This is a genomic window from Albidovulum marisflavi (assembly GCF_025751435.1).
Lineage (GTDB): Bacteria > Pseudomonadota > Alphaproteobacteria > Rhodobacterales > Rhodobacteraceae > Albidovulum > Albidovulum marisflavi.
In genome coordinates, this window is sequence record NZ_JAOWKY010000001.1 from 1,070,662 (window position 1) to 1,090,827 (window position 20,166).

Sequence of the window (20,166 nt, forward strand, 5' to 3'; positions counted from 1 at the left end):
GAATAATGGGGCTGGGCCGGACGCCTGTCAAATCCTACGTTCTGCTGCGTGCGGTGACCGGAACCATCGTCCCCTGAAGGATCGCGACCAAAGCGCGGTCGCCTGCGGCCTCGGCAAAGACCTCGGCCGTGACGACCGAGATCCGGCGGCCCGGACGGATGACGCGGCCTTCCGCGATCAGCCGGTCGCCCTGCGCCGGGGCAAGCAGGTTGATCTTCATCTCGACCGTCATGACCTCGGCCTCTTCGGCCATCAGGGTCAGCGCGGCATAGCCTGCGGCCGTGTCGCCCAAGGCAAAGGTCAGCCCGGCGTGACCGACACCGTGCTGTTGGCGCGCGATCGGCAGGATCGGCGCGGAAAGGGTGCATGCGCCGGGGGCAAGATCGGCGATCGTCGCGCCGAAGGTCGTCATCAGGGCCTGACGGGCGAAGCTGTCACGGGTCTTGCGGTCGATCGCGGGGGAAAGCGCTGTCATCTTCTTCCTTTCAGCGGCAGGGCGCAGGGGGTGGGGCCAGTCAGGCAGGCGATCGCGCCGGGCGCCATGAGATCCCGAAGCGGCGGGCGCAAGGCATCCATCCCCCCCGTGTAGGCGCCGTAGGCCGGCAGGATCACGCGCTCCGTGTCGATCAGGAAACAGGGACGCGCGGGGCCTGCAACACGGAACTTGGGGTGGTAGTGGCCCGAGATCTCTCCGGAGGCGCCCGAACGCGCGATGTGCCGGAAGGACAAGGGCCCAAGCGCGAGTTCGCGCAGGTGTTCGCCCGGAATGGCGACTGGGCCGGGGTCATGGTTGCCCTCGATCCAGATCCAGCGACGCCCGGCAATCAGCCGAGAAAGCCACAGACGGTTGCGGTCGTCCAGGTCGGCGGCGGCCAGGTCGTCGAAGCTGTCGCCAAGGCAAACGACCACGCGCGGGTCCATCCGCGCGATGTCGGCATCCAGCCTGGCCAGCGTTTCCGCCACTTCGTAGGGCGGCAAAAGCGTGCCGCCAAGCCGGGCAATCCGCGACGACCTGCCAAGGTGAAGATCGGAGACTGTCAGAAGGCGTTCGGCCGCCCACCAGAGCGCGCCGGAGGGCAGGGCAACAAGCGCGGTCGCGGATAGGGTAAAGGGATGGCCGGTCATGGCGCGATCCTAGGCGGGGGCGGGCCGAAGGGGAAGGTGCGCCCTGCCATTTGGACGGCCATCGGGTCCAAACCGAGACAAGGTTCAGGCAAGCCCGGCCTCGGCCATCAATCGGGCCGCGGTTTCCGCGATAAGACGCTCGCGTGCAGCGCCTTCGACCGGAACCTTGCCGTGTTCCAGGAAAAGCGGCGCCGAAAGCGGCGTGACGCGATCGAGGCGCAGGTGATCTATGCGGCCCTCGACACGGTCCAGCATGGCCTCGATCCGCGCGAAGTCGACAAGCCCGCGCATCGCCTCTTCGCGCGTGATCTGAAGCATCAGGTGGTCAGGGTCGTGCCGGCGCAAGGTGTCGTAAAGGATGTCCGTCGAAAAGGTGGCCTGACGGCCCGACTTGCGCTGTCCGGGATGATTGCGTTCGATCAGACCCGCGATCTGAGCGACACTGCGGAAGGTGCGCTTCATCACCGCGTTGCCCTGAAGCCATGTCTCAAGCTCATCGGCCAAGCAAGCGCGGTCCAGAAGCGGGGCCGAATCCGCGACGGGATCAAGGCCCCAGATCAGCGTCGCGTAGTCGGTCGCCACGAAGCCAAGCGGATTGAGACCGAGGCTCTCCATCCGATGGGTCAGCAGCAGGCCGAGCGTCTGCTGAGCGTTGCGGCCCGCGAAGCCGTAGATGCACAGGTGTTCGCGCCCATCGGCCGGGAAGCTTTCGACAAGAAGCCGGTCGCGGCTGGGCAGGCGCGAAACCTCGCGCTGAAGCGCCAGCCAGTCGGCGGTGTGCGCGGGCAGATCCGGCCAGGACGGCTCGCGCAGCATCGCGAGGATGCGTTCTGTCAGACGGGTCGACGTGGAAAACTTCGACCCGGAAAAGACCGCAACCTTCGGATCGCGCCCCGGGTCGCGGCTGACTTCGACCGTCAGTTCGCGCAAGCCTTCGTAGCGGACGATCTGGCCGCCGATGAGGAAAGTGTCACCCGGGGTCAGGGACGCGGCGAACCCCTCTTCTACCTCGCCCAGCGGCTGGCCGCCCCCGCGGTTCCGGAGCCGCACCTTCAGAAGCTCCGCGTCAGTGATGGTTCCGATGTTCATGCGGATCGCACGCGAAGACCGTGGATCGCGCAGCGACCAGAGCCCATCGCGCTGCATGAGCCGCTGCCAACGGTCATAGGCCCTGAGCGCGTAGCCGCCGGTTGCGCAGAACTCCAGGCAGGCGTCGAAATCGGCGCGCGAAAGCGTGGAATAGGGGCCCGCGGTCGTCACCTCGGCATAGAGGTCGTCCGCGTCGAAAGGGGCTGCGCAGGCAGCGATCAGGATGTGCTGGCAAAGCACATCGCGGGGGCCGGGGCCGCGCGGTTCGCCATCAAGGTCGCGGTCGCGCACGGCCTGAAGCGCGGCCTGGCATTCGACGACCTCGAAGCGGTTGGCGGGGACAAGCAGCGCCTTTGACGGCGCGTTGTAGCGGTGGTTGGCGCGCCCGATCCTTTGCACCAGACGCTTGACGTTCTTGGGCGCGCCGACCTGGATCACGAGATCGACGTCGCCCCAGTCTATGCCCAGATCAAGCGAGCCGGTGCAGACGATGGCGCGCAGATCGCCGCTGACCATCGCGGCCTCTACCCGTTCCCGCGCCTCGCGCGATAGCGATCCGTGGTGAATGCCGATCGGCAGCGCGTCTTCGTTCGCCAGCCAGAGATGATGGAAGAATATCTCGGCCTGCGCCCGGGTGTTGTGGAAGATCAGCGTCGTGCGGTGGCGGCGGACCTGGTCGAGGATCGCGGGGATCGCGTAGCGGCCGCCGCCGCCGGCCCAGGGCGGGGGCTCGTCCGTCGCAAGCATCGCGATATCGGGGTCCGGGCCGGAATCGGCGTACAGGACTTCGCACGGGTCCGGATGGCGCGACAGGAAGCGCGCGATCGCCTTTGGGTCTTCGACCGTGGCGGAAAGGCCGACGCGGCGCAGGCCGGGAACCAGGCTTGAAAGCCGCGACAGGCACAGCATCAACTGGTCGCCGCGCCGGGATTCCGCCAGGGCGTGAATCTCGTCGACAATCACGCGCTGCAATCCGGCGAAGATGCGCGGCGCGTCTTCGTAGCTCAGCAGCAGCGCAAGGCTTTCCGGCGTGGTCAGCAGGATATGCGGCGGGTCCGCGCGCTGTCTCTGGCGCCGGGAATGGCTTGTGTCCCCGGTGCGATCTTCGATCCGGATCGGCAGGTCCATCTCGGTGACGGGCGTAGTCAGGTTGCGGCGGATGTCGGCGGCAAGCGCCTTGAGTGGCGAGATGTAGAGCGTGTGCAGCCCCCGGTGGCGACCATCGGCAAGCTCGGCCAGCGTCGGCAGGAACCCCGCAAGCGTCTTTCCCCCGCCCGTCGGCGCGACAAGCAGAAGCGCCGGCGCTTCGGCGCGGTCCATCATGGCCTGCTGGTGCGGATGGATGTGCCATCCACGGCCAGAGAACCATTGGGCAAAATTGGCGGGCAGGGCGCGCATGCGGGCGAATTTAATCGTACGCCGCGGCAAGGGAAAGCCGGCACCATCGCGCGGGCGAGGGCGAACGCCACGACAGCCTTTCGGCGTTGGCGAAGGCATTTCGGAATCCGCAACCGCCCAAGGAACAGGCACTGTGGCGGCGGCTGCTTGCCTCCAAGCCAATTTGTTTGCCCCGGCGACCGGCCGCCCCTTTCCCACTCCCCATTCCCCGCGGCATCGCCTATAGAAGGGGTAAGAGGGACCGGGACGGACATGGTGGAGCGGACCGAAAGCGAAAGCCGCAAGCTTCTCAGGCGTTTGCGCGATACCCTGGCCGAAGCGGGCGCGGGGCAGGAACGGCTTGACCGCATCACCCATCTGATCGCGGATTCGATGAGAAGCGAGGTCTGCTCGATCTACCTTTTCCGCGACGACGAAACGCTTGAACTTTGTGCGACCGAGGGCCTGAAGGCGGAATCCGTCCACAAGACCCGGATGCGGCTGGGCGAGGGTCTGGTTGGACGTGTCGCCAAGGCCTCCAGCCCGATCAATACCGCCAATGCGCCCGCCGAAAAGGGCTTCCGCTACATGCCGGAAACCGGAGAGGAGATCTATTCCTCGTTCCTCGGCGTGCCGATCCAGCGGCTGGGAGAAAAGCTGGGCGTTCTTGTCGTGCAGTCGAAGGAAGCTCGGGCCTTTTCGGATGATGAGGTCTACGCGCTTGAAGTCGTGGCCATGGTGTTGGCCGAGATGACCGAACTGGGCGCCTTTGTCGGCGAGGGCGAGGCGCTTGCCGCGTTGCACAAGCAACCGGTCCTGTTCCGTGGGGCCACCGGACAGGAGGGCAGTGCCGAGGGCCAGGTCTGGCTGCACGAACCCCGCGTCGTCATCACCAACCCGGTCGCGGACGACCCCAAGAAGGAACAGGCCCGCCTGAATGAAGCGGTTGCAGCGCTGCGCCTGTCGGTTGATGCGATGCTGACCACCAATGATGGTGTCGACAAGGAGCAGAAGGACATCCTTGAAGCCTATCGGATGTTCGCGAATTCGCGCGGCTGGCTGCGGCGGATGGAAGAGGATATCGCGCGCGGCCTTTCGGCCGAGGCCGCCGTGGAAAAGGAACAATCGGCCGCCCGCGCCCGGCTTGAATCCGTGCCTGATCCCTATCTGCGCGATCGGCTGCATGACCTTGACGACCTATCAAACCGGCTTTTGCGCATCCTCACGGGGCAGGGATCGGACACCGGGGCGGAAATGCCGCCGAACCCGATCCTGGTCGCACGCAACATCGGGCCGGCCGAGCTTCTGGACTACGGCCGCAAGCTGAAGGGCGTCGTGCTTGAGGAAGGCTCCGTCGGGTCGCATGCTTCGATCGTGGCGCGTGCGCTGGCAATTCCGCTGGTTATCCATGCCGAAAGGATCACGACCGAGGCGCTGAACGGCGACCGCATCCTGGTCGACGGAGACCAGGGGGTCGTTCACCTTCGCCCGGAGGAAACCGTGGCCAGCGCCTTCCGCGACAAGATCGCGATGCAGGCAGCCGCCCAAAGCCGCTACGCGTCCTTGCGCGATCTGCCGGCAACGGGGCTTTGCGGCACGCGCATCCAGATGCATATGAACGCGGGCCTGATCGCCGATCTGCCGTCGCTGGCGGGGTCGGGCGCCGAAGGCGTGGGGCTGTTCCGGACCGAATTGCAGTTCCTGATCCGCGCCCATGTTCCGAAGCGGGCAGAGCTTGTCGCCATCTACGCCCGCGTCATGGAAGCCGCGCGGGGCAAGCGCGTCGTCTTCCGAACACTCGACATCGGGTCGGACAAGGTTCTGCCCTACATGAAGCGGGTCGAGGAACCGAACCCCGCGATGGGATGGCGTGCCATCCGCGTCGGGCTGGACAAGCCCGGCATCATGCGGATGCAGCTTCAAGCGCTGATCCGTGCCGCGAACGGGCGGCCATTGACGGTGATGTTCCCCTTCGTCGCCGAGTTTGACGAATTCCGAGCCGCGCGGCGCCATCTTCTGGATGAGATCGAGCGGGAGCGGCACCTTGGCCATGCCCTCCCTGAAAGGGTCGAGATTGGCGCCATGCTTGAAACGCCCTCGCTTGCTTTCGCGCCAAAGGAATTCTTCGAGATGACGGACTTCATCTCGATTGGCGGCAATGACCTGAAGCAGTTCTTCTTCGCCGCCGATCGCGAAAACGAAACGGTGCGGCGCCGCTATGACATGCTGAACACCAGCTACATGAGCTTCATCGAACAGATCGTCGCCCGCTGCGCCGAGGGTGGCACACAGCTGTCGTTCTGCGGCGAGGATGCGGGCCGACCAATCGAGGCCGCCTGCCTGGCCGCGATGGGGATCAGGACGCTGTCGATGCGACCCGCCTCGATCGGCCCGGTCAAGCACCTGATCCGAAAGATAAATCTTAAGGAACTGCGCGCGGCGATGGACGAGGCCCGCGCCGCGGGGGCGGTAAACCTGCGCGGCCCGGTCATGTCCTGGCTGTCGTCGCAGGATATCTGATCCCGCAAGGGGCGTGGGAACGGGCCGCCCCTGGGTGCCTCAGCGCTTTGCCAAAGGCAGCGCGCGCGACCGCCAGGCGGTCAGCACCTCGTCCTCGCCATGGGTGTCCGCCAGCCGCTTGAGCGCGAAGCGCACGCGCGCCATTTCCTCGTAATAGGACATGTAGGCGTAGTTGATGCCGGCGCCCGCTGCCGCGCCGAGGACTGGAACCGCCTGCCCGGCGAGCTTGCGCCCGAGGATGGCGGCCACGCCGGGTGCGATCCTCTGGATCAGGGTTTGCAGCGTGACGCCGTTCACGCTGAGCCGCGTGCCCAGGAACGCGGTGTTCACCCCGTCGTCGGCGCGTCCCGGCCCACCAGAGCCGAAGATGTCAAGGCACAGCATTCGAACCTCGGCCGAAGCGGGATCGAACCCCTCACGCGCCGCCGCGCGCTGCATCGCGCTAAAAATCAGCGTGATCGTTGCCGGCAGCTCCACCATCGCGGAACCGAGCCCGCCCAGGCCGCCCAGTGCCCCTCCGGCGGCTGCAGCAACCCGGTGGGTCCAGTCGCGCGCCTCGGGCAGCTTGGGGATCGCGCCGACCGCGCCCGCCGCCCTGTAGGCGTTTTCCAGAAGCCCCACCACACCCGCGTCAAGCGCGCGCCGAAACGTGTCAGGCAGTGCGCCAGCCTGCGATTCCAGCGACCCGCCAACAGAGTTCAAAGCCTTGATGACCGGGCCATGCGCCTTGGCGGCGCGTTTCACCAGCGCCTCGATTTCCGCCTCTGCGTCCATGGGCAGCCGGGGGCTGGTCAATGGGGTGTCATCTGTCATCTCGCGCCTCACATGTCGGGGCCAGCTTCAGATTTGGGCATTTCCGCCGCCGGTTCAATCTTGGCGCGAGGGGGAAAGACAGCCGTGGCCTACCGCTCGCACCTCTCGACCTTGCCCCGAACGCCTGCCCACGCGCGGGGCTGCAGCTCCAGCCCCAGCACCCGGTCGGGGTTGGTGGGCGGCGGCATTTCCACGCCTTCAAGCTTCTCGAAACCGAAGCGCCGGTAATAAGGCGCGTCCCCCACCAAGAGAACGCGTTCCCAGCCCAGCCTGCGCGCCTCGGCCAGGCTTTCGTTGATCAAAAGCGCGCCAAGCCCCTCGCCCTGCCGTGTCGGATGAACGGCGACGGGCCCCAACAGCAGCACCCGGCGGCCTGCGACCAGGACCGGCCAGTATCGGATGACGGCCGCCAGCACCCCGTCGTGATCGCGCAGGACGTGGCAGAGGTCCTTGACCTTGGCCACTCCGTCCCTGAGCCGGTAAGAGGAAAGCGCCGTCCGACCCGGAGCGAAGCAAAGGTCATAAAGCGCCTCCACCTCCCACCAGTCGGCTTCCGTCTCTTCCTCCAACCTGTACACGGGGTCGTTGCCTTTCCGTCGAATCTTCTGGAATCGCGCCTAGCATGGCCCTAGGTCAGGGGCAAACCCGCTAAGGAGTTTGGTGCATGTTCTACCGACCCGAGGATGGCCACGGCCTTCCCCACAACCCGTTCAACGCGATCATCACGCCCCGGCCCATCGGTTGGATATCGACCCGCGGCAGTCAGGGTGACAACATCGCCCCTTATTCCTTTTTCAATGGCGTGGCCTATACCCCACCGCAGGTCGTTTTTTCCTCGACCGAGGAAAAGGATTCGCTTTCCAACCTACGCGAAACCGGGGTCTTCGCAGTCAACATCGTTGAATACGCGATGCGGGACCAGATGAATGTCTCCTCGGGCAGTTACCCGCCGCAGACGGACGAGTTCATGCTGGCCGGGATCGCGAAGGCGGAATGCGAAACCATCGATTGCCCCCGCGTTGGGGACGCACCCGCAACGCTGGAGTGCCGCGTCCATCAGATCGTCCCCTTGCTGGGCAGCGCCAACTTCCTGACGATCGGAGAGGTGACGGGCATTCATTTGCGCGACGACTGCCTTGTGGATGGGCGCTTCGACGTCACCCGGTTCCAGCCGCTCGCGCGCCTTGGATACCGGGATTATTCCGTCGTGACCGAGGTTTTCGAGATGCTGCGCCCGGGGCAGAAGTAGTGGCCTTGCGCCTGTCGCGCGCCCCCCTATGATCTCGCCCGGTCCCGAATTCGGAGAATGAACATGAAAGCGCGCGTCAAATGGGCCGAGGCCCGCACCTTCGTCGGCGAAGCCACCACCGGCCACAAGATCGCCTTCGGCACGGGCCACAATGACGGCCCGAAACCCGGTCCCAGTCCGATGGAGCTTGTCCTTATCGGCACTGGCGGCTGCGCGGCCTATGACGTGGTCTCGATCCTTGAGAAGGGCCGCCAGCGCGTCGAGGACGTGGTGGTCGAACTGGACGCCGATCGCGCCGAAACCGAGCCCAAGGTCTTCACGCGCATTCACATGCATTTCGTCGTGAAAGGCCGGGGCCTCGACCCCAAGAAGGTCGAGCGCGCGATCGATCTTTCCGTCGAAAAGTACTGCTCCGCCTCTGCCATGATGTCCAAGACAGCCGAGATGAGTCACGACTTCGAGGTGATCGACACCTCGGCCTAGATCGGGCGGGGCGAAATCTGGCTCAGGGTCAACGCTCTGGGAAGCGGTACTCCCCGGCAATGATTCTTTGGACGAGCGCACAGCCATTGCCCTCGGCCTCGAAGACGCGCCAGGCGTTGTTGACGAAGGCGCGTGGTGCAAGGACGTAAACGTTGGCATGAACCACACTGAGCGAACCAGGGGGATCGACCGGATGCGCGCTTAGCAACAGCTCCCGCGATCGGGGCAGGAACGACATCATCTCGAAGACATTCGCGACGAATTCCTGCTCGGCGGGGCCGATCCGGATGCCCGGCGCGGATTGCGCCACCAGCGCATGGGCCAGCTCATGCGCGATCAGCGCGCCGAAGACCTCTTCGGCGGGCAGATCGGCGCGGGCGTCCTTGCCCGCCAGCATCGGTGCGATCCGGTCGGGTTCGGTGATTTCCAGGCAACCCGCCCGAACATCGTAAATCGCGAGGCAGGCGCCGAAGCCGGGGTGCATCGCCTGTTCGACCACCGCAATGCGGATCGGCCTTGTCTGAACCAGCCCGCAGGCCGTCAACGACCGTTTCGCCAGGGCGCCGGCCGTGCAGGCCTTGGCGGCCAGCGCGGCGTCTCGGGCAGTGGCGCTGAGCGCGGGGTCGGCGCAGGTCAACTCCACCGCTGCGGCTTCACGCGGGCACACCGAAAACAGCCCCAGCGAAAGCCAGGCAACCGCCCAGGTTCGACTGCCGACTGGCCTCATGGTCACCTCTTAGCCGTCGGAGCGTTTTGCGAACCTTACACGCCGCACGGCAATCCTTGCATGACGGTGCGCATAGGATGACCCGATTTCCTCGCAAACCGGGCCGGATTTCCTCCTTTTGTCTCCTCTCGGATGCGCTTAGCGTGGGCGTCGCAACCAAGGAGGGAATGGATGGCACATCCCAGGATCGGGGTCATTGGAGGCTCCGGCGTCTATCAGATCGAGGGGCTGGCCGATGCCGAATGGCGCCAGGTCGAGACGCCCTGGGGCTGGCCCTCGGACGAGATCCTGACGGGGCGGCTTGACGGGATCGCGATGGCTTTCCTTCCTCGGCACGGGCGCGGCCATGTCCTTGCGCCATCCGAGGTTCCCTTCCGCGCCAACATCGACGCCTTGAAACGGCTCGGCGTGACCGACGTTGTTGCCGTGTCGGCCTGTGGATCGTTCCGCGAGGACATGGCGCCGGGCGACTTCGTGATCGTGGACCAGTACATCGACCGCACCTTCGCGCGGGCCAAGTCCTTTTTCGGCTCGGGTTGCGTTGCGCATGTCAGCCTGGCCCATCCGACATGCGCGCGGCTTTCCGATGCGGCGGTGCAGGCGGCGGAAATGGCGGGCGTCACTGTCCATCGCGGCGGCACCTACCTTGCGATGGAGGGGCCGCAGTTTTCCACCCTGGCCGAAAGCCGGATGTATCGCGAACACTGGGGCGCCGACATCATTGGCATGACGGGAATGCCCGAGGCCAAACTCGCCCGCGAGGCGGAGCTTTGCTATGCCTCGGTCGCGATGGTCACGGACTACGATTGCTGGCACCCCGGCCACGATGCCGTGGACGTGGCCGCCGTGATCCGCACACTGACGCTGAACTCTGCCAACGCCCGCGCACTTGTCGCACGGCTTCCGGCGCTTTTCGGCGATCGCCCCGAGGTTTGTCCCTGCGGCTGCGACCGCGCGCTTGAGTTCGCGCTGATGACCGCCCCCGAAAGGCGCGACCCCGCTCTCGTCGCGAAACTGGACGCTGTGGCGGGACGGGTGCTGGGGTGTCGATAGGCGTTGCCTATGCGCTTCGCCGAGGCTTTCCGGCATGCTACGACAGGAACGTTTGGATCCCGGAGGCCGCATGAAAAAGACCGTCAAGGACTACATCCGCACCATCGCCGATTTCCCGCACGAAGGGATCATGTTTCGCGACGTGACCACGCTTTTCGCCGATGCGCGCGGGTTCCGGATGGCCATCGACCAACTTCTGCATCCGTACGCGGGCGAACGGATCGACAAGGTCGTGGGGCTTGAGGCGCGCGGCTTCATCCTGGGCGGCGCCATCGCGCACCAGCTAAGCAAGGGCTTCGTGCCGATCCGCAAGAAGGGCAAGCTGCCGGGCGCGACGGTCAGCCAGGCCTACAAGTTGGAATACGGCGAGGCCGTGATGGAGATTCACGAAGACGCGCTTCTGCCGGGGGAACGGGTGCTGATCGTCGACGACCTGCTTGCCACGGGGGGCACTTGCGAGGCGGGCATTAGGCTGTGCGAGCGGCTTGGAGCCGAGGTCATGGGCTGCGCTTTCGTGATCGATCTGCCCGAGCTTGGCGGGCGGGCGCTGCTTGAGAAGCTCGGCATGAACGTCCATGTGCTGTGCGAGTTCGAAGGGGCGTGACGCGAAGTTTTCCGTTCGCCATTAACGACTTGTTGGTCAGCTCTGGTTAAGGATGGCGCTGCCGGTAACGCTCTCCGGTGTTCGGTTTTCAAGGACCGGGCATGTATCCAGCCCCGCCGGGATCTCCACCGGCGGGGCGTTTACCCCATCCGCAGCACCGCGCCGGGATTCATGATGCCCACGGGGTCCAGTGCGGCCTTGATCGACCGCATCGCCGCAAGCTTTGTCGCATTGCCGTATCGTTCAAGCTCTTCGACCTTCAGCCGTCCGATGCCGTGTTCGGCGCTGATCGATCCGCCACGGGCGGTGACCATCGCGTGGACGCAGTCCATGATCAGGGGCGCCAGATGCCTCAGATCGGCGGCCCGCTGGCCCCTTGGCGGAAAGACATTGTAATGCAGATTACCGTCGCCCAGGTGGCCGAAGCAGTTGATGCGCAGATCTCCGATTGAGGCGATGCGCGCAGGCGCCTCGGCCAGGAACCCTTCGATCTCCGAAAGCGGCAGGGAAATATCATGCGATGAAACGGCGCCGATGCGGCGGTTGCCCTCTGGCAGTGCCTCTCTCAGCGCCCAGAAAGCCTGCCGCTGCGCCAGCGAGCCGGCGATGACTCCATCGCCCACCAGCCCCGCTGCGTGCGCTTGCTCGAAGAGGTCCGCCATGATCCGTTCAGGTGACAGACCCTCGGGCAACCCGATTTCGACCAGGGCCATCCATTCCGGGCGGACCTCGAACGGTTGCCGCAGATCGGGCAAACACTCGTCCAGGAACAGTAGCCCCTGCCGATGGATCAGCTCGAAACTGGTCACGCCGCCGAAGGTCATGGCCTGCGCCCGCGCCAGAAGCTCAAGCGCGGCGCCGGGGCCAGGCACCGTGAAGAACGCGGTTCCGACGCCCGAAGGCCGGGGAAAGAGTTTCAGCGCGGCGGCAGTGATCACGCCCAGCGTGCCTTCGGAGCCGATCAGCAGGTTGCGCAGGTCGTAGCCCGTGTTGTCCTTTCGCAGGCGCGTCAACCCGTTCAACACCGAGCCGTCAGGCAGAACCGCCTCAAGTCCCAGGCACAGATCGCGTGCATTGCCGTAGCGCAGGACGTTGACCCCGCCTGCGTTGGTCGCAAGATTGCCGCCGATGCTGGCCGTGCCCTCCGAGGCAAGCGACAGGGGGAACAGCCGATCGGCGCCCTCGGCTGCGGCGCGGACATCGGCCAAGGCCGCTCCGGCATCCACGACGATCACGTTTTCCCGCGGATGAACAGCCTGAACACGGGTCATGCGGTCCAGCGAAAGGATCAGCGGTGCGGGACCCAGGGGCTTGACCTGCCCCATGACAAGGCCGGTGCCGCCGCCCCAGGGAACGATGCCGACCCGCGCCGCCGCGCAGGCGTGCACGATGCGCGCCACCTCTGCGGTCGAACGCGGGCGGGCCAGCAGAGCCGCCGGAGTGATCCCCTTGCCGCGCGGCTCTTCCAGGTAGCGGTCAGCCGCGCGCGCGACCGTGCCTTCGGGCAGGGCGTCGGAAAGCGTCCGGGCAAAGGCATCGTCGGCAGGGTTCAGCATGGTGAAGGATGATGCATGGCGCAGAGACCTCGGCAAGTCTAAATCCGGCGGGCGAGCGCAAAGCGCGGCTAGCCGATCTCGGTGCGCCCGCGCCGGTCGGCCCTGAGGTTGGCGTAGAGGACGTGGTTGCGCCAGCGGCCGTTGATCTGAAGGTAGCTTTGCGCAACGCCTTCATATTTGAATCCCGACTTTTCGAGCACGCCGCGGGATGCGGCATTTTCCGGCAGGCAGGCCGCTTCGATCCGGCTCAGGTCCAGCTCGGTGAAGGCGTAGTGAACCATCGCGCGGATTGCTTCGCGCATGTAGCCCTGCCGGGCATGGGGGGCGCCGACCCAGTATCCCATCGTGCCCGCCTGCGCCGGTCCGCGACGGATGTTGTCGAGCGTCAGGGCGCCAAGCAGCGCCTGGTCTTCGCGCCGGATCAGGAAGACGGGAAGGGCGGTCCCGCCCGTTGTGGCGCGGGCGGCCCAGTAGACTCGGTTGGTGAAGGCGCGTCGCGTCAGGTGGTCAGACGCCCAAGTCGGCTCCCATGGGGTCAGAAAGTCGCGGCTTTCGCTTCTGAGCGCGGCCCAGGCGCGATAGTCGGAGTGGGCCGGCAGACGAAGCGTCATCCGCTCCGTCTCGATCCGAACCTTCCGACGCCGCGCCAGCATCAGGCGGCAAGCCTTTCGCGCAGCAATTCCAGCCGCGGTGCTTCCGTCACGGGACCATATAGCGCCAGCGCCGCCGCGCCCTCGACCATGCGGCCCGAGAAATCGCGCACGTTGGCGGTGGTCACCGCCTCGATCTTTTCGACGGTTTCCTCAAGGCGCGGAACGCGGCCCCAGATCGAGGTGTAGCGGGCAAGGCGTTCAGCGCGCGACGTCGGGCTTTCCAGCCCCATGACCAGGCCCGCCTTGAGTTGCGCGCGGGCGCGGGCGACCTCGGCCTCGGTCATGTCGTCGGCGGCACGCTTCAGTTCGTCCATGGTCAGGTTGCACAGCTCTCCGATCTCCTCGGCGGAGGTTCCGGCATAGACCGTGATCATGCCGGTTTCGTCATAGCTGCCCGCCTGGGCATAGATCGAATAGCACAAGCCGCGCTCTTCCCGGATCTTCTGGAACAGGCGCGATGACATGCCCCCGCCCATCGCGGTCGAATAGATTTGCGCGGTGTAAAGGTCGGGGTGACGATAGCCGGGTCCGGCAAAGCCCATCGCGAAGTGGACCTGCTCAAGCTCCTTTTCCTCGCGACGTTCCGCTCCCTGCCAGCGCCCCGGTTCTGGCGCCCTGTCGCCCACGCGCTTGAGGTGCCCGAAGGTGGTTTCGGCGATCCGGACGATCTGATCGTGGTCGACCGCGCCCGCTGCGGCCAGGATCATCCGGTCGGGCCCGTAGTGTTCGGCGACGAAGCGGCGCAGATCGCTGCGGTTGAACGAGGATACGCGTTCCTCCGGGCCCAGGATCGTGCGTCCCAGGGCCTGGTCGGGGAAGGCCGCCTCTTGCAGCCAATCAAAGATGATGTCGTCCGGCGTGTCGAGCGCCTGCCCGATCTCTTGCAGGATGACGTGGCGCTCGACCTCGATCTCCTTCTCCTCGAACAGCGGATTGAGCACGATGTCCGTGATCACGTCGAGGGCCAGCGGCACGTCCGCTTCCAGAACGCGGGCATAGTAGGCCGTCATCTCGCGCGAGGTATAGGCGTTGATGTAGCCGCCGACATCCTCGATTTCCTCGGCGATGCGAAGGGCAGTGCGCCGCTTCGTGCCCTTGAAGGCCATGTGCTCAAGAAAATGCGCGATGCCGTTCTGATCGGCATGTTCGTGGCGCCCGCCTGCGTTGATCCATAGTCCGATGGCCGCCGACCCCAGTGCCGGCATCCTTTCCGTGACGATCCGAAGACCGTTCGGCAGTGTTGTCAGGTTCGTGTTCAACGGGCGCGCCTTTCGTGGACGAGGGCTTCAAGGGCGGAAAGGTCGTTGGGCACGCGGGTCACGCGTTCGGCCCGGTCGAACAGATCGGCCATGCGCGGCGGCAGGCCGGGGCGGATGCCGGTCGCAGCTTCGACCGCATCAGGGAACTTGGCGGGATGAGCCGTCGCCAGCGTGATCATCGGAACCGCACCCAGATGATCCTGCGCGACCTTCACGCCGACCGCCGAGTGCGGGCAGAGAAGCTCGCCCGACACGGTGCGCTCATCGGCGATCGTCTCGAGGGTTTCCTCTTCGGACACGCGGCCGGAGGCGAAGGTGTCGCGCAGCCATTCCATCGCGCCCTGGCTGATCGCGAAACCGCCCGTGGTCTTCATTTCGTCCATCAGCTGTGCGACCGCGCCACCGTCACGACCGTAGGCATCGAACAGCGCTCGTTCGAAGTTCGAAGAGATCTCGATATCCATCGAGGGCGAGATCGAGGGTTTGACGCCGCCCATCTCATAGCGCCCGGTGGTCATGCAGCGGTGCAGGATGTCGTTCTGGTTGGTGGCGATCACCAGCTTGTCGATCGGCAGTCCCATGCGCTTGGCGATGTAGCCCGCGAAGATGTCGCCGAAGTTGCCGGTGGGCACTGTGAAGCTGACTTCACGGTGCGGTGCGCCCAGCGAAACGGCAGAGGTGAAGTAGTAGACAACCTGCGCCAGCACCCGCGCCCAGTTGATCGAGTTGACGCCGGCAAGGCCGACGGCATCGCGGAACTCGAAATGGTTGAACATGTCCTTGAGCCGCGCCTGGCAGTCGTCGAACGTGCCGTCGAGCGCCAGCGCGTGCACGTTCGCCTCGGAAGGCGTCGTCATCTGTCGGCGCTGGACCTCGGAGACCCGGCCATGGGGGAAGAGGATGAAGACGTCGACATTTTCGAGGCCGCGGAATGCCTCGATCGCCGCCGAGCCGGTATCGCCCGACGTCGCGCCCACGATTGTCACCCGCCGACCATCCCGCTGAAGCGCGATCTGGAACAGCTGGCCGATCAGCTGCATTGCGAAGTCCTTGAAGGCCAGTGTCGGCCCGTGGAACAGCTCAAGCAGGAAGTGGTTCGGGGCCAGCTGCACCAGCGGCGCGCGGGCGGCGTGGCCGAAACCCGCATAGGCCTTGGCGATGGCCGAACGGAACTCATCGTCAGAAAACGCGTCACCAACGAAGGGACGCATGATGCGGAAGGCGGCTTCCTCGTAAGACAGACCGGCAAGCGCGGCGATTTCTTCCTTGCCCAGCGTCGGGATGGTTTCGGGGACGTAGAGCCCGCCATCACGGGCCAGGCCCGTCAGCATCGCTTCGCCAAAGCTCAGGATCGGGGCCTGGCCCCTCGTGGAAACGTAGCGCATTCTTCCGTCCTCAGATCGTTCTCCGCCTGATACGCCAGAGCAGGTAAAGTGTCATCCCCGCCCAGACGGCTGCCAGCGAAAACCAGGTGATTGCATAGTTCATGTGATCGTTCGGAATGCCGGAGGTGTCGACCGGCCGGGGCACGATACCCTGTGCGTCACCCTCCGCCGTCCGGATCACGACCATCAGCGGGTCGGTTTCAAGGCTTTCGGCCATCGCCTTGACGTCTCGGGCGAACCAGAGTCCTGTCGTGGCATCGGGTGGCGGGGTGTAGGCGTCGGATTCATTGGGCCAGTGCAGGTTCCCGGTGACGGTCAGCGCCACCGGCGGCCGTGCCGCGTCGCGCGCGTCTTCGGAAAGGAAGCCCCTGTCGATCAGTATACGGCGACCGCCGTCGGTTTCCAGGACGGCGATCACCTCATATCCGGCGCCGACGTGCTTTTGGCCCGACAGCACCAGGATTTCCTGCCCGGTGGTGCGACCGGAGGCCGTGACGGGCAGGTAGATCTGCGTTTCCGGGTCGGGGCTGCCAAGGGCGAAAACATCCACGGGCGTGCCGTCGATCCTTGCGGCGATCTGATCCAGCATCGTCTCTTTCCACTCCAGGCGCCGAAGCTGCCAGAAGCCCAGAGACATCAGGATCGCGATCCCGCAAAGACCGAGAGCCAAGGGAAAAAGAACGCGGCGCATCGTCACCTCAAAAAGAAAGCGCGGGGTTTCCCCCGCGCTTGTCAGTTCCACTGCGGGTTCAGCGCTTACTGGCCCCAGACATAGATCGCGGCGAACAGGAACAGCCACACCACGTCGACGAAATGCCAGTACCAGGCGGCGGCCTCGAAGCCGACATGGTGATCGGGGGTGAAGTGGCCCTTCATTGCCCGGATCATGCAGACAAGAAGGAACACGGTGCCGATGATCACGTGCGCGCCGTGGAAGCCCGTCGCCATGAAGAACGAGGCGCCGTAGATGTTGCCCGCGAAGCCGAAGGCGGCGTGGCTGTACTCGTAGGCCTGCAGGAAGGTGAAGCAGACGCCAAGGAAAACTGCCAGAGCAAGGCCGTTGATCATGTCCTTGCGGTTGTTTTCGTGCGCGATCGCATGGTGCGCCCAGGTGGCCGCGGCGCCCGAGCACAGCAGGATCAGCGTATTGATCAGCGGCAGGTGCCAGGGGTCGAAGGTCTCGATTCCCACCGGCGGCCAGACGCCGTCGACCGCGGGGCTTTCAGGGCCCATCGGGTAAAGCGCGTGCTTGAAGAAGGTCCAGAACCATGCCGAGAAGAACATGACCTCGGACATGATGAACAGGATGAAGCCATAGCGCAGGCCGATCCGCACGACCGGCGTGTGGTCGCCCGTCTGCGCTTCGTGAACCACGTTGGCCCACCAGGCGTACATGACGTAGGCCACCAGCGCGAAGCCGATCAGGAAGATGAACGGCGTGACGGCATGCATCCACATGACGGCGCCGAAAAGCATGATGAAGCCGCCCACCGCGCCGAGGAACGGCAGAAGAGACGGTTGCAGGATATGGTAGTCGTGGTTTTTCGCGTGCGCCATGTCGGTTTCCCTGATTTGGCCTCAGTTATAGTTTGGCCCTTCGGCGGGCGGAAGAGCCGCCTGAGCCTGGGGCAGGTCGATTTCAAAGAACGTGTACGACAGGGTTATGTCGCGAATGTGGTTCGCGTCGCTGTCTTCCACCAGGTCCGGGTCGACGAAGAAGATGACCGGCATCTCCACACGCTCACCGGGTTGCAGCACCTGCTCGGTGAAGCAGAAGCACTGGATCTTGGAAAAGTAGTATCCGGCAAGGTCGGGCGCGACGTTGTAGGTGGCCTGACCCGCGATCGGATGATCGGTCGGATTGTAGGCCTCGTAGAACGCCATGCCGGTTTCGCCGATCTTTACTGTCATCTCATTCTGAAGCGGGCGGAATTCCCATCCCATTCCCGGTGCCGTGTTCGCGTCGAAGCGCACGGTCACGGTTTCGTCCAGAACGGTGTCGGCGCCAGCTTCGCGAATGCTGGGCGTTCCGCCATAGCCGGTCACCTGGCAGAACCAGGTGTAAAAAGGAACGGCGGCCCAGGCGAGCGCACCCATCGTCAGGATCACCCCGACGAGCATGGCCGCCGTCCGGTTGTTCCCCTCGAGCCGCTTCACTGGCTTGCCTCCATTCCGGGAGGATTGCCGTGCTCGTCCTGGCGCGAAACCTTGACGATCGTCAGGCCGAACACCAGGATGACGAACGCGCCCAGAACCAGGCCAAGACCCAGGTTGCGGCCGAAGCGGCGGCGGTGAAGTTCGTGATCGGCGTGGATCGCCATTACCACCCTCCAAGCCCGATTGGCGCAAGGCTCGCCTCGATCAGAAGCGCGCCGAAGTGCAGGAACAGGTATGCAAGCGACAGCTTGAAGAAGCTCTTCTCGGCCCGGTAACCGTCGGCTTCCGCAGTGTCCTCGTTTCGACGAAGAATGCGGACCGCACCAAGAATGAACAGGGCGTTCAGCACGATCGCGGCCGCCAAGGTCACCGGCCCGCCAATTGACGACAGGGCCAGCGCCACGGCACAGGGTGCCAGAAGCAGCGTGTAGACGAAGATGTGCTTGCGGGTTGCCGGACGTCCGTGCGTAACGGTCAGCATCGGCACGCCGGCATTCGAATAGTCGTCCTTCATGAAGAGCGCGAGCGCCCAGAAATGCGGCGGCGTCCACATGAAGATGACAAGGAACATCAGGACGGATTCGACCGAGATGCCACCCGTGGCGACGGCCCATCCGATCATCGGAGGGAAGGCACCAGCGGCGCCGCCGATGACGATGTTCTGCGGGGTAGAGCGCTTCAGCCACATCGTGTAGACGACGGCGTAGAAGAAGATGGTGAAGGCCAGAAACGCGCCTGCGAACCAGTTTGCGGCAAGTCCCAGCATCAGGACCGAAATCAACGAAAGCGCAAGGCCGAAGGCCAGCGCCTCGCCTTCGCCGATCCGGCCCGCCGGGATCGGGCGACCACGGGTGCGGCGCATCACGCGGTCGATGTCCGCGTCATACCACATGTTCAGGGCACCCGATGCGCCGCCGCCCAGGGCGATGAAAAGAATCGAGGTGAAGGCAACGAAGGGGTGGACGCCGACGGGCGCCACGATCAGGCCGACCATCGCCGTAAAAACAACCAGGGACATCACGCGCGGCTTCAGGAGTTGGACGTAATCGCCAAACCCCGCCTCTTGCGTGTGTTCATAGGCGCTCAGATCGCTCATCGCTTCCCCCCTGTGGTCGGACGCACCCATGGGGGCGCGTCCAGCCGCAAGTCCTTACTCGGACGATGCCACCTTGACAGGCGCAGCGGTGCCAAGGGCGGCAGTCTTGGTCCGGGCAAGCCAGCCCGCATATGCCTCTTCGCTGACAACCTTCACGGTGATCGGCATATAGGCGTGGTCCTTGCCGCAAAGCTCGGAGCACTGGCCGAAGAACACGCCTTCACGCTCTGCCTTGAACCAGAGCTGGGCGATGCGTCCCGGAACCCCGTCCTGCTTCACGGCGAACGCGGGAACCGCCCAGGAATGGATCACGTCTGCGGCCGTGACGTTCACGACGACGGTCTTGCCGACCGGAACGACAACGGCGGTGTCCGTCGCAAGAAGGTATTCGTCGTCGCTGTAGCCGTTTGCCGCCAGGTCTTCCCGCGCCAGCATGAAGCTGTCGAACGAGATTTCCTCGTCCGGGTATTCGTAGGACCAGAACCACTGGTTGCCGGTCGCCTTGATCACGACGTCACCGTGCGGGATCTGCTGCTGCTTGAACAGGATCGGAAGCGAGTTCGCGCCGAGCACCACGAGGATCAGCACCGGCACAAGCGTCCAGGCGATCTCGAGCGGGGTGTTGTGGCTGAACTTCGCCGGCTTCGGGTTGGCGCGGCTGTTGAAGCGCAGGATGGCGATCAGCAGAAGGGCCATGACCAACGCGCTGACCGCGATGCAAAGGTACAGCAGCATTCCGTCCAGCCACTGCTGGTCGCGGGCGAGTTCCGTCGCCGCGGGTTGGAAGCCAATCCCGCCAGCATGGGGTTTGCCGACGCTTTCAAGGCCCGTTATTCCATCTTGGGCAAGCGCCGATCCGGCGACGAGGGTTGCGGTGATGGCGGCCCCGAGGCCGGAAAGTTTTGTCGCAAAGCGCATGTCGTTTTCCCGTTCCTGCCGCGGCTTTTTATGCCGCTTCCCGGCCCTGCCCTTTCCCTGGCAAGGGCCGGTTGTATCTGCGAACTCTAAAATCATATTAGA

Annotated in this window: 21 protein-coding genes; 5 read left to right on the plus strand and 16 right to left on the minus strand. The window is 65.0% G+C overall.

The window, feature by feature from the left end; genetic code table 11:
• Positions 1–34: 34 nt before the first annotated feature.
• The 3 genes from OEW28_RS05160 to OEW28_RS05170 form a co-directional block, all read right to left on the minus strand.
• Entirely contained in the window at positions 35–475 is a 441-nt protein-coding gene (locus OEW28_RS05160) for a PaaI family thioesterase (protein WP_263733633.1), read from the minus strand.
• On the minus strand, positions 472–1,125 hold the full coding sequence (pdeM, locus tag OEW28_RS05165) for a ligase-associated DNA damage response endonuclease PdeM (protein ID WP_263733634.1): 654 nt from the start codon (positions 1,123–1,125) through the stop codon (positions 472–474). The genes OEW28_RS05160 and pdeM overlap by 4 nt, the downstream gene beginning before the upstream one ends.
• An 84-nt stretch (positions 1,126–1,209) precedes the next feature.
• On the minus strand, positions 1,210–3,612 hold the full coding sequence (locus tag OEW28_RS05170) for a ligase-associated DNA damage response DEXH box helicase (RefSeq protein ID WP_263733635.1): 2,403 nt from the start codon (positions 3,610–3,612) through the stop codon (positions 1,210–1,212).
• A gap of 252 nt (positions 3,613–3,864) precedes the next feature.
• Here OEW28_RS05170 and ptsP point away from each other — a divergent pair, with 252 nt between their 5' ends.
• A complete protein-coding gene (gene ptsP / locus OEW28_RS05175; RefSeq protein ID WP_263733636.1) occupies positions 3,865–6,111 on the plus strand; it encodes a phosphoenolpyruvate--protein phosphotransferase in 2,247 nt (748 codons plus the stop codon).
• A 39-nt stretch (positions 6,112–6,150) separates the two neighbouring features.
• Here the strand turns inward: ptsP and OEW28_RS05180 are convergent, their stop codons facing one another.
• The gene (locus tag OEW28_RS05180; RefSeq protein ID WP_263733637.1) at positions 6,151–6,924 is read right to left on the minus strand and encodes an EcsC family protein; all 774 of its coding nucleotides are present in this window, start codon (positions 6,922–6,924) and stop codon (positions 6,151–6,153) included.
• An 89-nt stretch (positions 6,925–7,013) separates the two neighbouring features.
• Positions 7,014–7,502: a GNAT family N-acetyltransferase gene (locus OEW28_RS05185; RefSeq protein ID WP_263733638.1), complete on the minus strand. Its 489-nt coding sequence runs from the start codon at positions 7,500–7,502 to the stop codon at positions 7,014–7,016.
• Positions 7,503–7,588: 86 nt separating this feature from the next.
• On the opposite strand from OEW28_RS05185, the gene OEW28_RS05190 reads away from it, so the two are divergent.
• Together OEW28_RS05190 and OEW28_RS05195 are read left to right on the plus strand one after the other, a co-directional pair.
• The gene (locus OEW28_RS05190) at positions 7,589–8,173 is read left to right on the plus strand and encodes a flavin reductase family protein (RefSeq protein WP_263733639.1); all 585 of its coding nucleotides are present in this window, start codon (positions 7,589–7,591) and stop codon (positions 8,171–8,173) included.
• 63 nt (positions 8,174–8,236) lie between these two features.
• Positions 8,237–8,656 carry an OsmC family protein gene (locus OEW28_RS05195; protein WP_263733640.1) on the plus strand — a complete coding sequence of 140 codons (420 nt, stop codon included), beginning with the start codon at positions 8,237–8,239 and terminating at the stop codon, positions 8,654–8,656.
• A gap of 28 nt (positions 8,657–8,684) precedes the next feature.
• Here OEW28_RS05195 and OEW28_RS05200 read toward each other — a convergent pair whose 3' ends face one another.
• Positions 8,685–9,383 carry a hypothetical protein gene (locus tag OEW28_RS05200; RefSeq protein ID WP_263733641.1) on the minus strand — a complete coding sequence of 233 codons (699 nt, stop codon included), beginning with the start codon at positions 9,381–9,383 and terminating at the stop codon, positions 8,685–8,687.
• Between the two features lie 171 nt (positions 9,384–9,554).
• Between OEW28_RS05200 and OEW28_RS05205 the strand changes: the two genes are divergently transcribed.
• Together OEW28_RS05205 and OEW28_RS05210 are read left to right on the plus strand one after the other, a co-directional pair.
• Complete coding sequence (locus OEW28_RS05205) at positions 9,555–10,436, plus strand: S-methyl-5'-thioadenosine phosphorylase (RefSeq protein ID WP_263733642.1); 882 nt, start codon at positions 9,555–9,557, stop codon at positions 10,434–10,436.
• 70 nt (positions 10,437–10,506) lie between these two features.
• Positions 10,507–11,040 (plus strand): adenine phosphoribosyltransferase, encoded by a 534-nt coding sequence (locus tag OEW28_RS05210; protein WP_263733643.1) that lies wholly within the window; start codon positions 10,507–10,509, stop codon positions 11,038–11,040.
• Between the two features lie 140 nt (positions 11,041–11,180).
• Here the strand turns inward: OEW28_RS05210 and OEW28_RS05215 are convergent, their stop codons facing one another.
• The 10 genes from OEW28_RS05215 to coxB form a co-directional block, all read right to left on the minus strand.
• A complete protein-coding gene (locus OEW28_RS05215) occupies positions 11,181–12,596 on the minus strand; it encodes an FAD-binding oxidoreductase (protein ID WP_263733644.1) in 1,416 nt (471 codons plus the stop codon).
• A 68-nt stretch (positions 12,597–12,664) separates the two neighbouring features.
• A complete protein-coding gene (locus tag OEW28_RS05220; RefSeq protein ID WP_263733645.1) occupies positions 12,665–13,249 on the minus strand; it encodes a GNAT family N-acetyltransferase in 585 nt (194 codons plus the stop codon).
• Positions 13,249–14,508, minus strand: coding sequence for a M16 family metallopeptidase (locus OEW28_RS05225; protein WP_263733646.1), 1,260 nt, complete (start codon positions 14,506–14,508; stop codon positions 13,249–13,251). Before OEW28_RS05225 ends, OEW28_RS05220 begins: the two co-directional genes overlap by 1 nt.
• A complete protein-coding gene (thrC, locus tag OEW28_RS05230; protein WP_263733647.1) occupies positions 14,505–15,893 on the minus strand; it encodes a threonine synthase in 1,389 nt (462 codons plus the stop codon). Before thrC ends, OEW28_RS05225 begins: the two co-directional genes overlap by 4 nt.
• 10 nt (positions 15,894–15,903) lie before the next feature.
• Positions 15,904–16,584 (minus strand): SURF1 family protein, encoded by a 681-nt coding sequence (locus OEW28_RS05235; protein WP_263733648.1) that lies wholly within the window; start codon positions 16,582–16,584, stop codon positions 15,904–15,906.
• A 65-nt stretch (positions 16,585–16,649) separates the two neighbouring features.
• Positions 16,650–17,450 (minus strand): cytochrome c oxidase subunit 3, encoded by an 801-nt coding sequence (locus OEW28_RS05240; protein WP_263733649.1) that lies wholly within the window; start codon positions 17,448–17,450, stop codon positions 16,650–16,652.
• Between the two features lie 21 nt (positions 17,451–17,471).
• A complete protein-coding gene (locus OEW28_RS05245) occupies positions 17,472–18,050 on the minus strand; it encodes a cytochrome c oxidase assembly protein (protein WP_263733650.1) in 579 nt (192 codons plus the stop codon).
• Positions 18,047–18,214, minus strand: coding sequence for a hypothetical protein (locus OEW28_RS05250; protein WP_263733651.1), 168 nt, complete (start codon positions 18,212–18,214; stop codon positions 18,047–18,049). Before OEW28_RS05250 ends, OEW28_RS05245 begins: the two co-directional genes overlap by 4 nt.
• Positions 18,214–19,146, minus strand: coding sequence for a heme o synthase (gene cyoE / locus OEW28_RS05255; protein ID WP_263733652.1), 933 nt, complete (start codon positions 19,144–19,146; stop codon positions 18,214–18,216). The genes OEW28_RS05250 and cyoE overlap by 1 nt, the downstream gene beginning before the upstream one ends.
• Positions 19,147–19,200: 54 nt before the next feature.
• Positions 19,201–20,064 (minus strand): cytochrome c oxidase subunit II, encoded by an 864-nt coding sequence (gene coxB / locus OEW28_RS05260; RefSeq protein ID WP_263733653.1) that lies wholly within the window; start codon positions 20,062–20,064, stop codon positions 19,201–19,203.
• Between the last annotated feature and the right edge of the window lie 102 nt (positions 20,065–20,166).

Coding starts and splice junctions, on each gene's coding strand:
- OEW28_RS05160 (WP_263733633.1), bottom strand. CDS start 475: ATGACAGCGCTTTCCCCCGCGATCGACCGCAAGACCCGTGACAGCTTC.
- pdeM (WP_263733634.1), bottom strand. CDS start 1,125: ATGACCGGCCATCCCTTTACCCTATCCGCGACCGCGCTTGTTGCCCTG.
- OEW28_RS05170 (WP_263733635.1), bottom strand. CDS start 3,612: ATGCGCGCCCTGCCCGCCAATTTTGCCCAATGGTTCTCTGGCCGTGGA.
- ptsP (WP_263733636.1), top strand. CDS start 3,865: ATGGTGGAGCGGACCGAAAGCGAAAGCCGCAAGCTTCTCAGGCGTTTG.
- OEW28_RS05180 (WP_263733637.1), bottom strand. CDS start 6,924: ATGACAGATGACACCCCATTGACCAGCCCCCGGCTGCCCATGGACGCA.
- OEW28_RS05190 (WP_263733639.1), top strand. CDS start 7,589: ATGTTCTACCGACCCGAGGATGGCCACGGCCTTCCCCACAACCCGTTC.
- OEW28_RS05195 (WP_263733640.1), top strand. CDS start 8,237: ATGAAAGCGCGCGTCAAATGGGCCGAGGCCCGCACCTTCGTCGGCGAA.
- OEW28_RS05200 (WP_263733641.1), bottom strand. CDS start 9,383: ATGAGGCCAGTCGGCAGTCGAACCTGGGCGGTTGCCTGGCTTTCGCTG.
- OEW28_RS05205 (WP_263733642.1), top strand. CDS start 9,555: ATGGCACATCCCAGGATCGGGGTCATTGGAGGCTCCGGCGTCTATCAG.
- OEW28_RS05210 (WP_263733643.1), top strand. CDS start 10,507: ATGAAAAAGACCGTCAAGGACTACATCCGCACCATCGCCGATTTCCCG.
- OEW28_RS05215 (WP_263733644.1), bottom strand. CDS start 12,596: ATGCTGAACCCTGCCGACGATGCCTTTGCCCGGACGCTTTCCGACGCC.
- OEW28_RS05220 (WP_263733645.1), bottom strand. CDS start 13,249: ATGCTGGCGCGGCGTCGGAAGGTTCGGATCGAGACGGAGCGGATGACG.
- thrC (WP_263733647.1), bottom strand. CDS start 15,893: ATGCGCTACGTTTCCACGAGGGGCCAGGCCCCGATCCTGAGCTTTGGC.
- OEW28_RS05235 (WP_263733648.1), bottom strand. CDS start 16,584: ATGCGCCGCGTTCTTTTTCCCTTGGCTCTCGGTCTTTGCGGGATCGCG.
- OEW28_RS05240 (WP_263733649.1), bottom strand. CDS start 17,450: ATGGCGCACGCGAAAAACCACGACTACCATATCCTGCAACCGTCTCTT.
- OEW28_RS05250 (WP_263733651.1), bottom strand. CDS start 18,214: ATGGCGATCCACGCCGATCACGAACTTCACCGCCGCCGCTTCGGCCGC.
- cyoE (WP_263733652.1), bottom strand. CDS start 19,146: ATGAGCGATCTGAGCGCCTATGAACACACGCAAGAGGCGGGGTTTGGC.
- coxB (WP_263733653.1), bottom strand. CDS start 20,064: ATGCGCTTTGCGACAAAACTTTCCGGCCTCGGGGCCGCCATCACCGCA.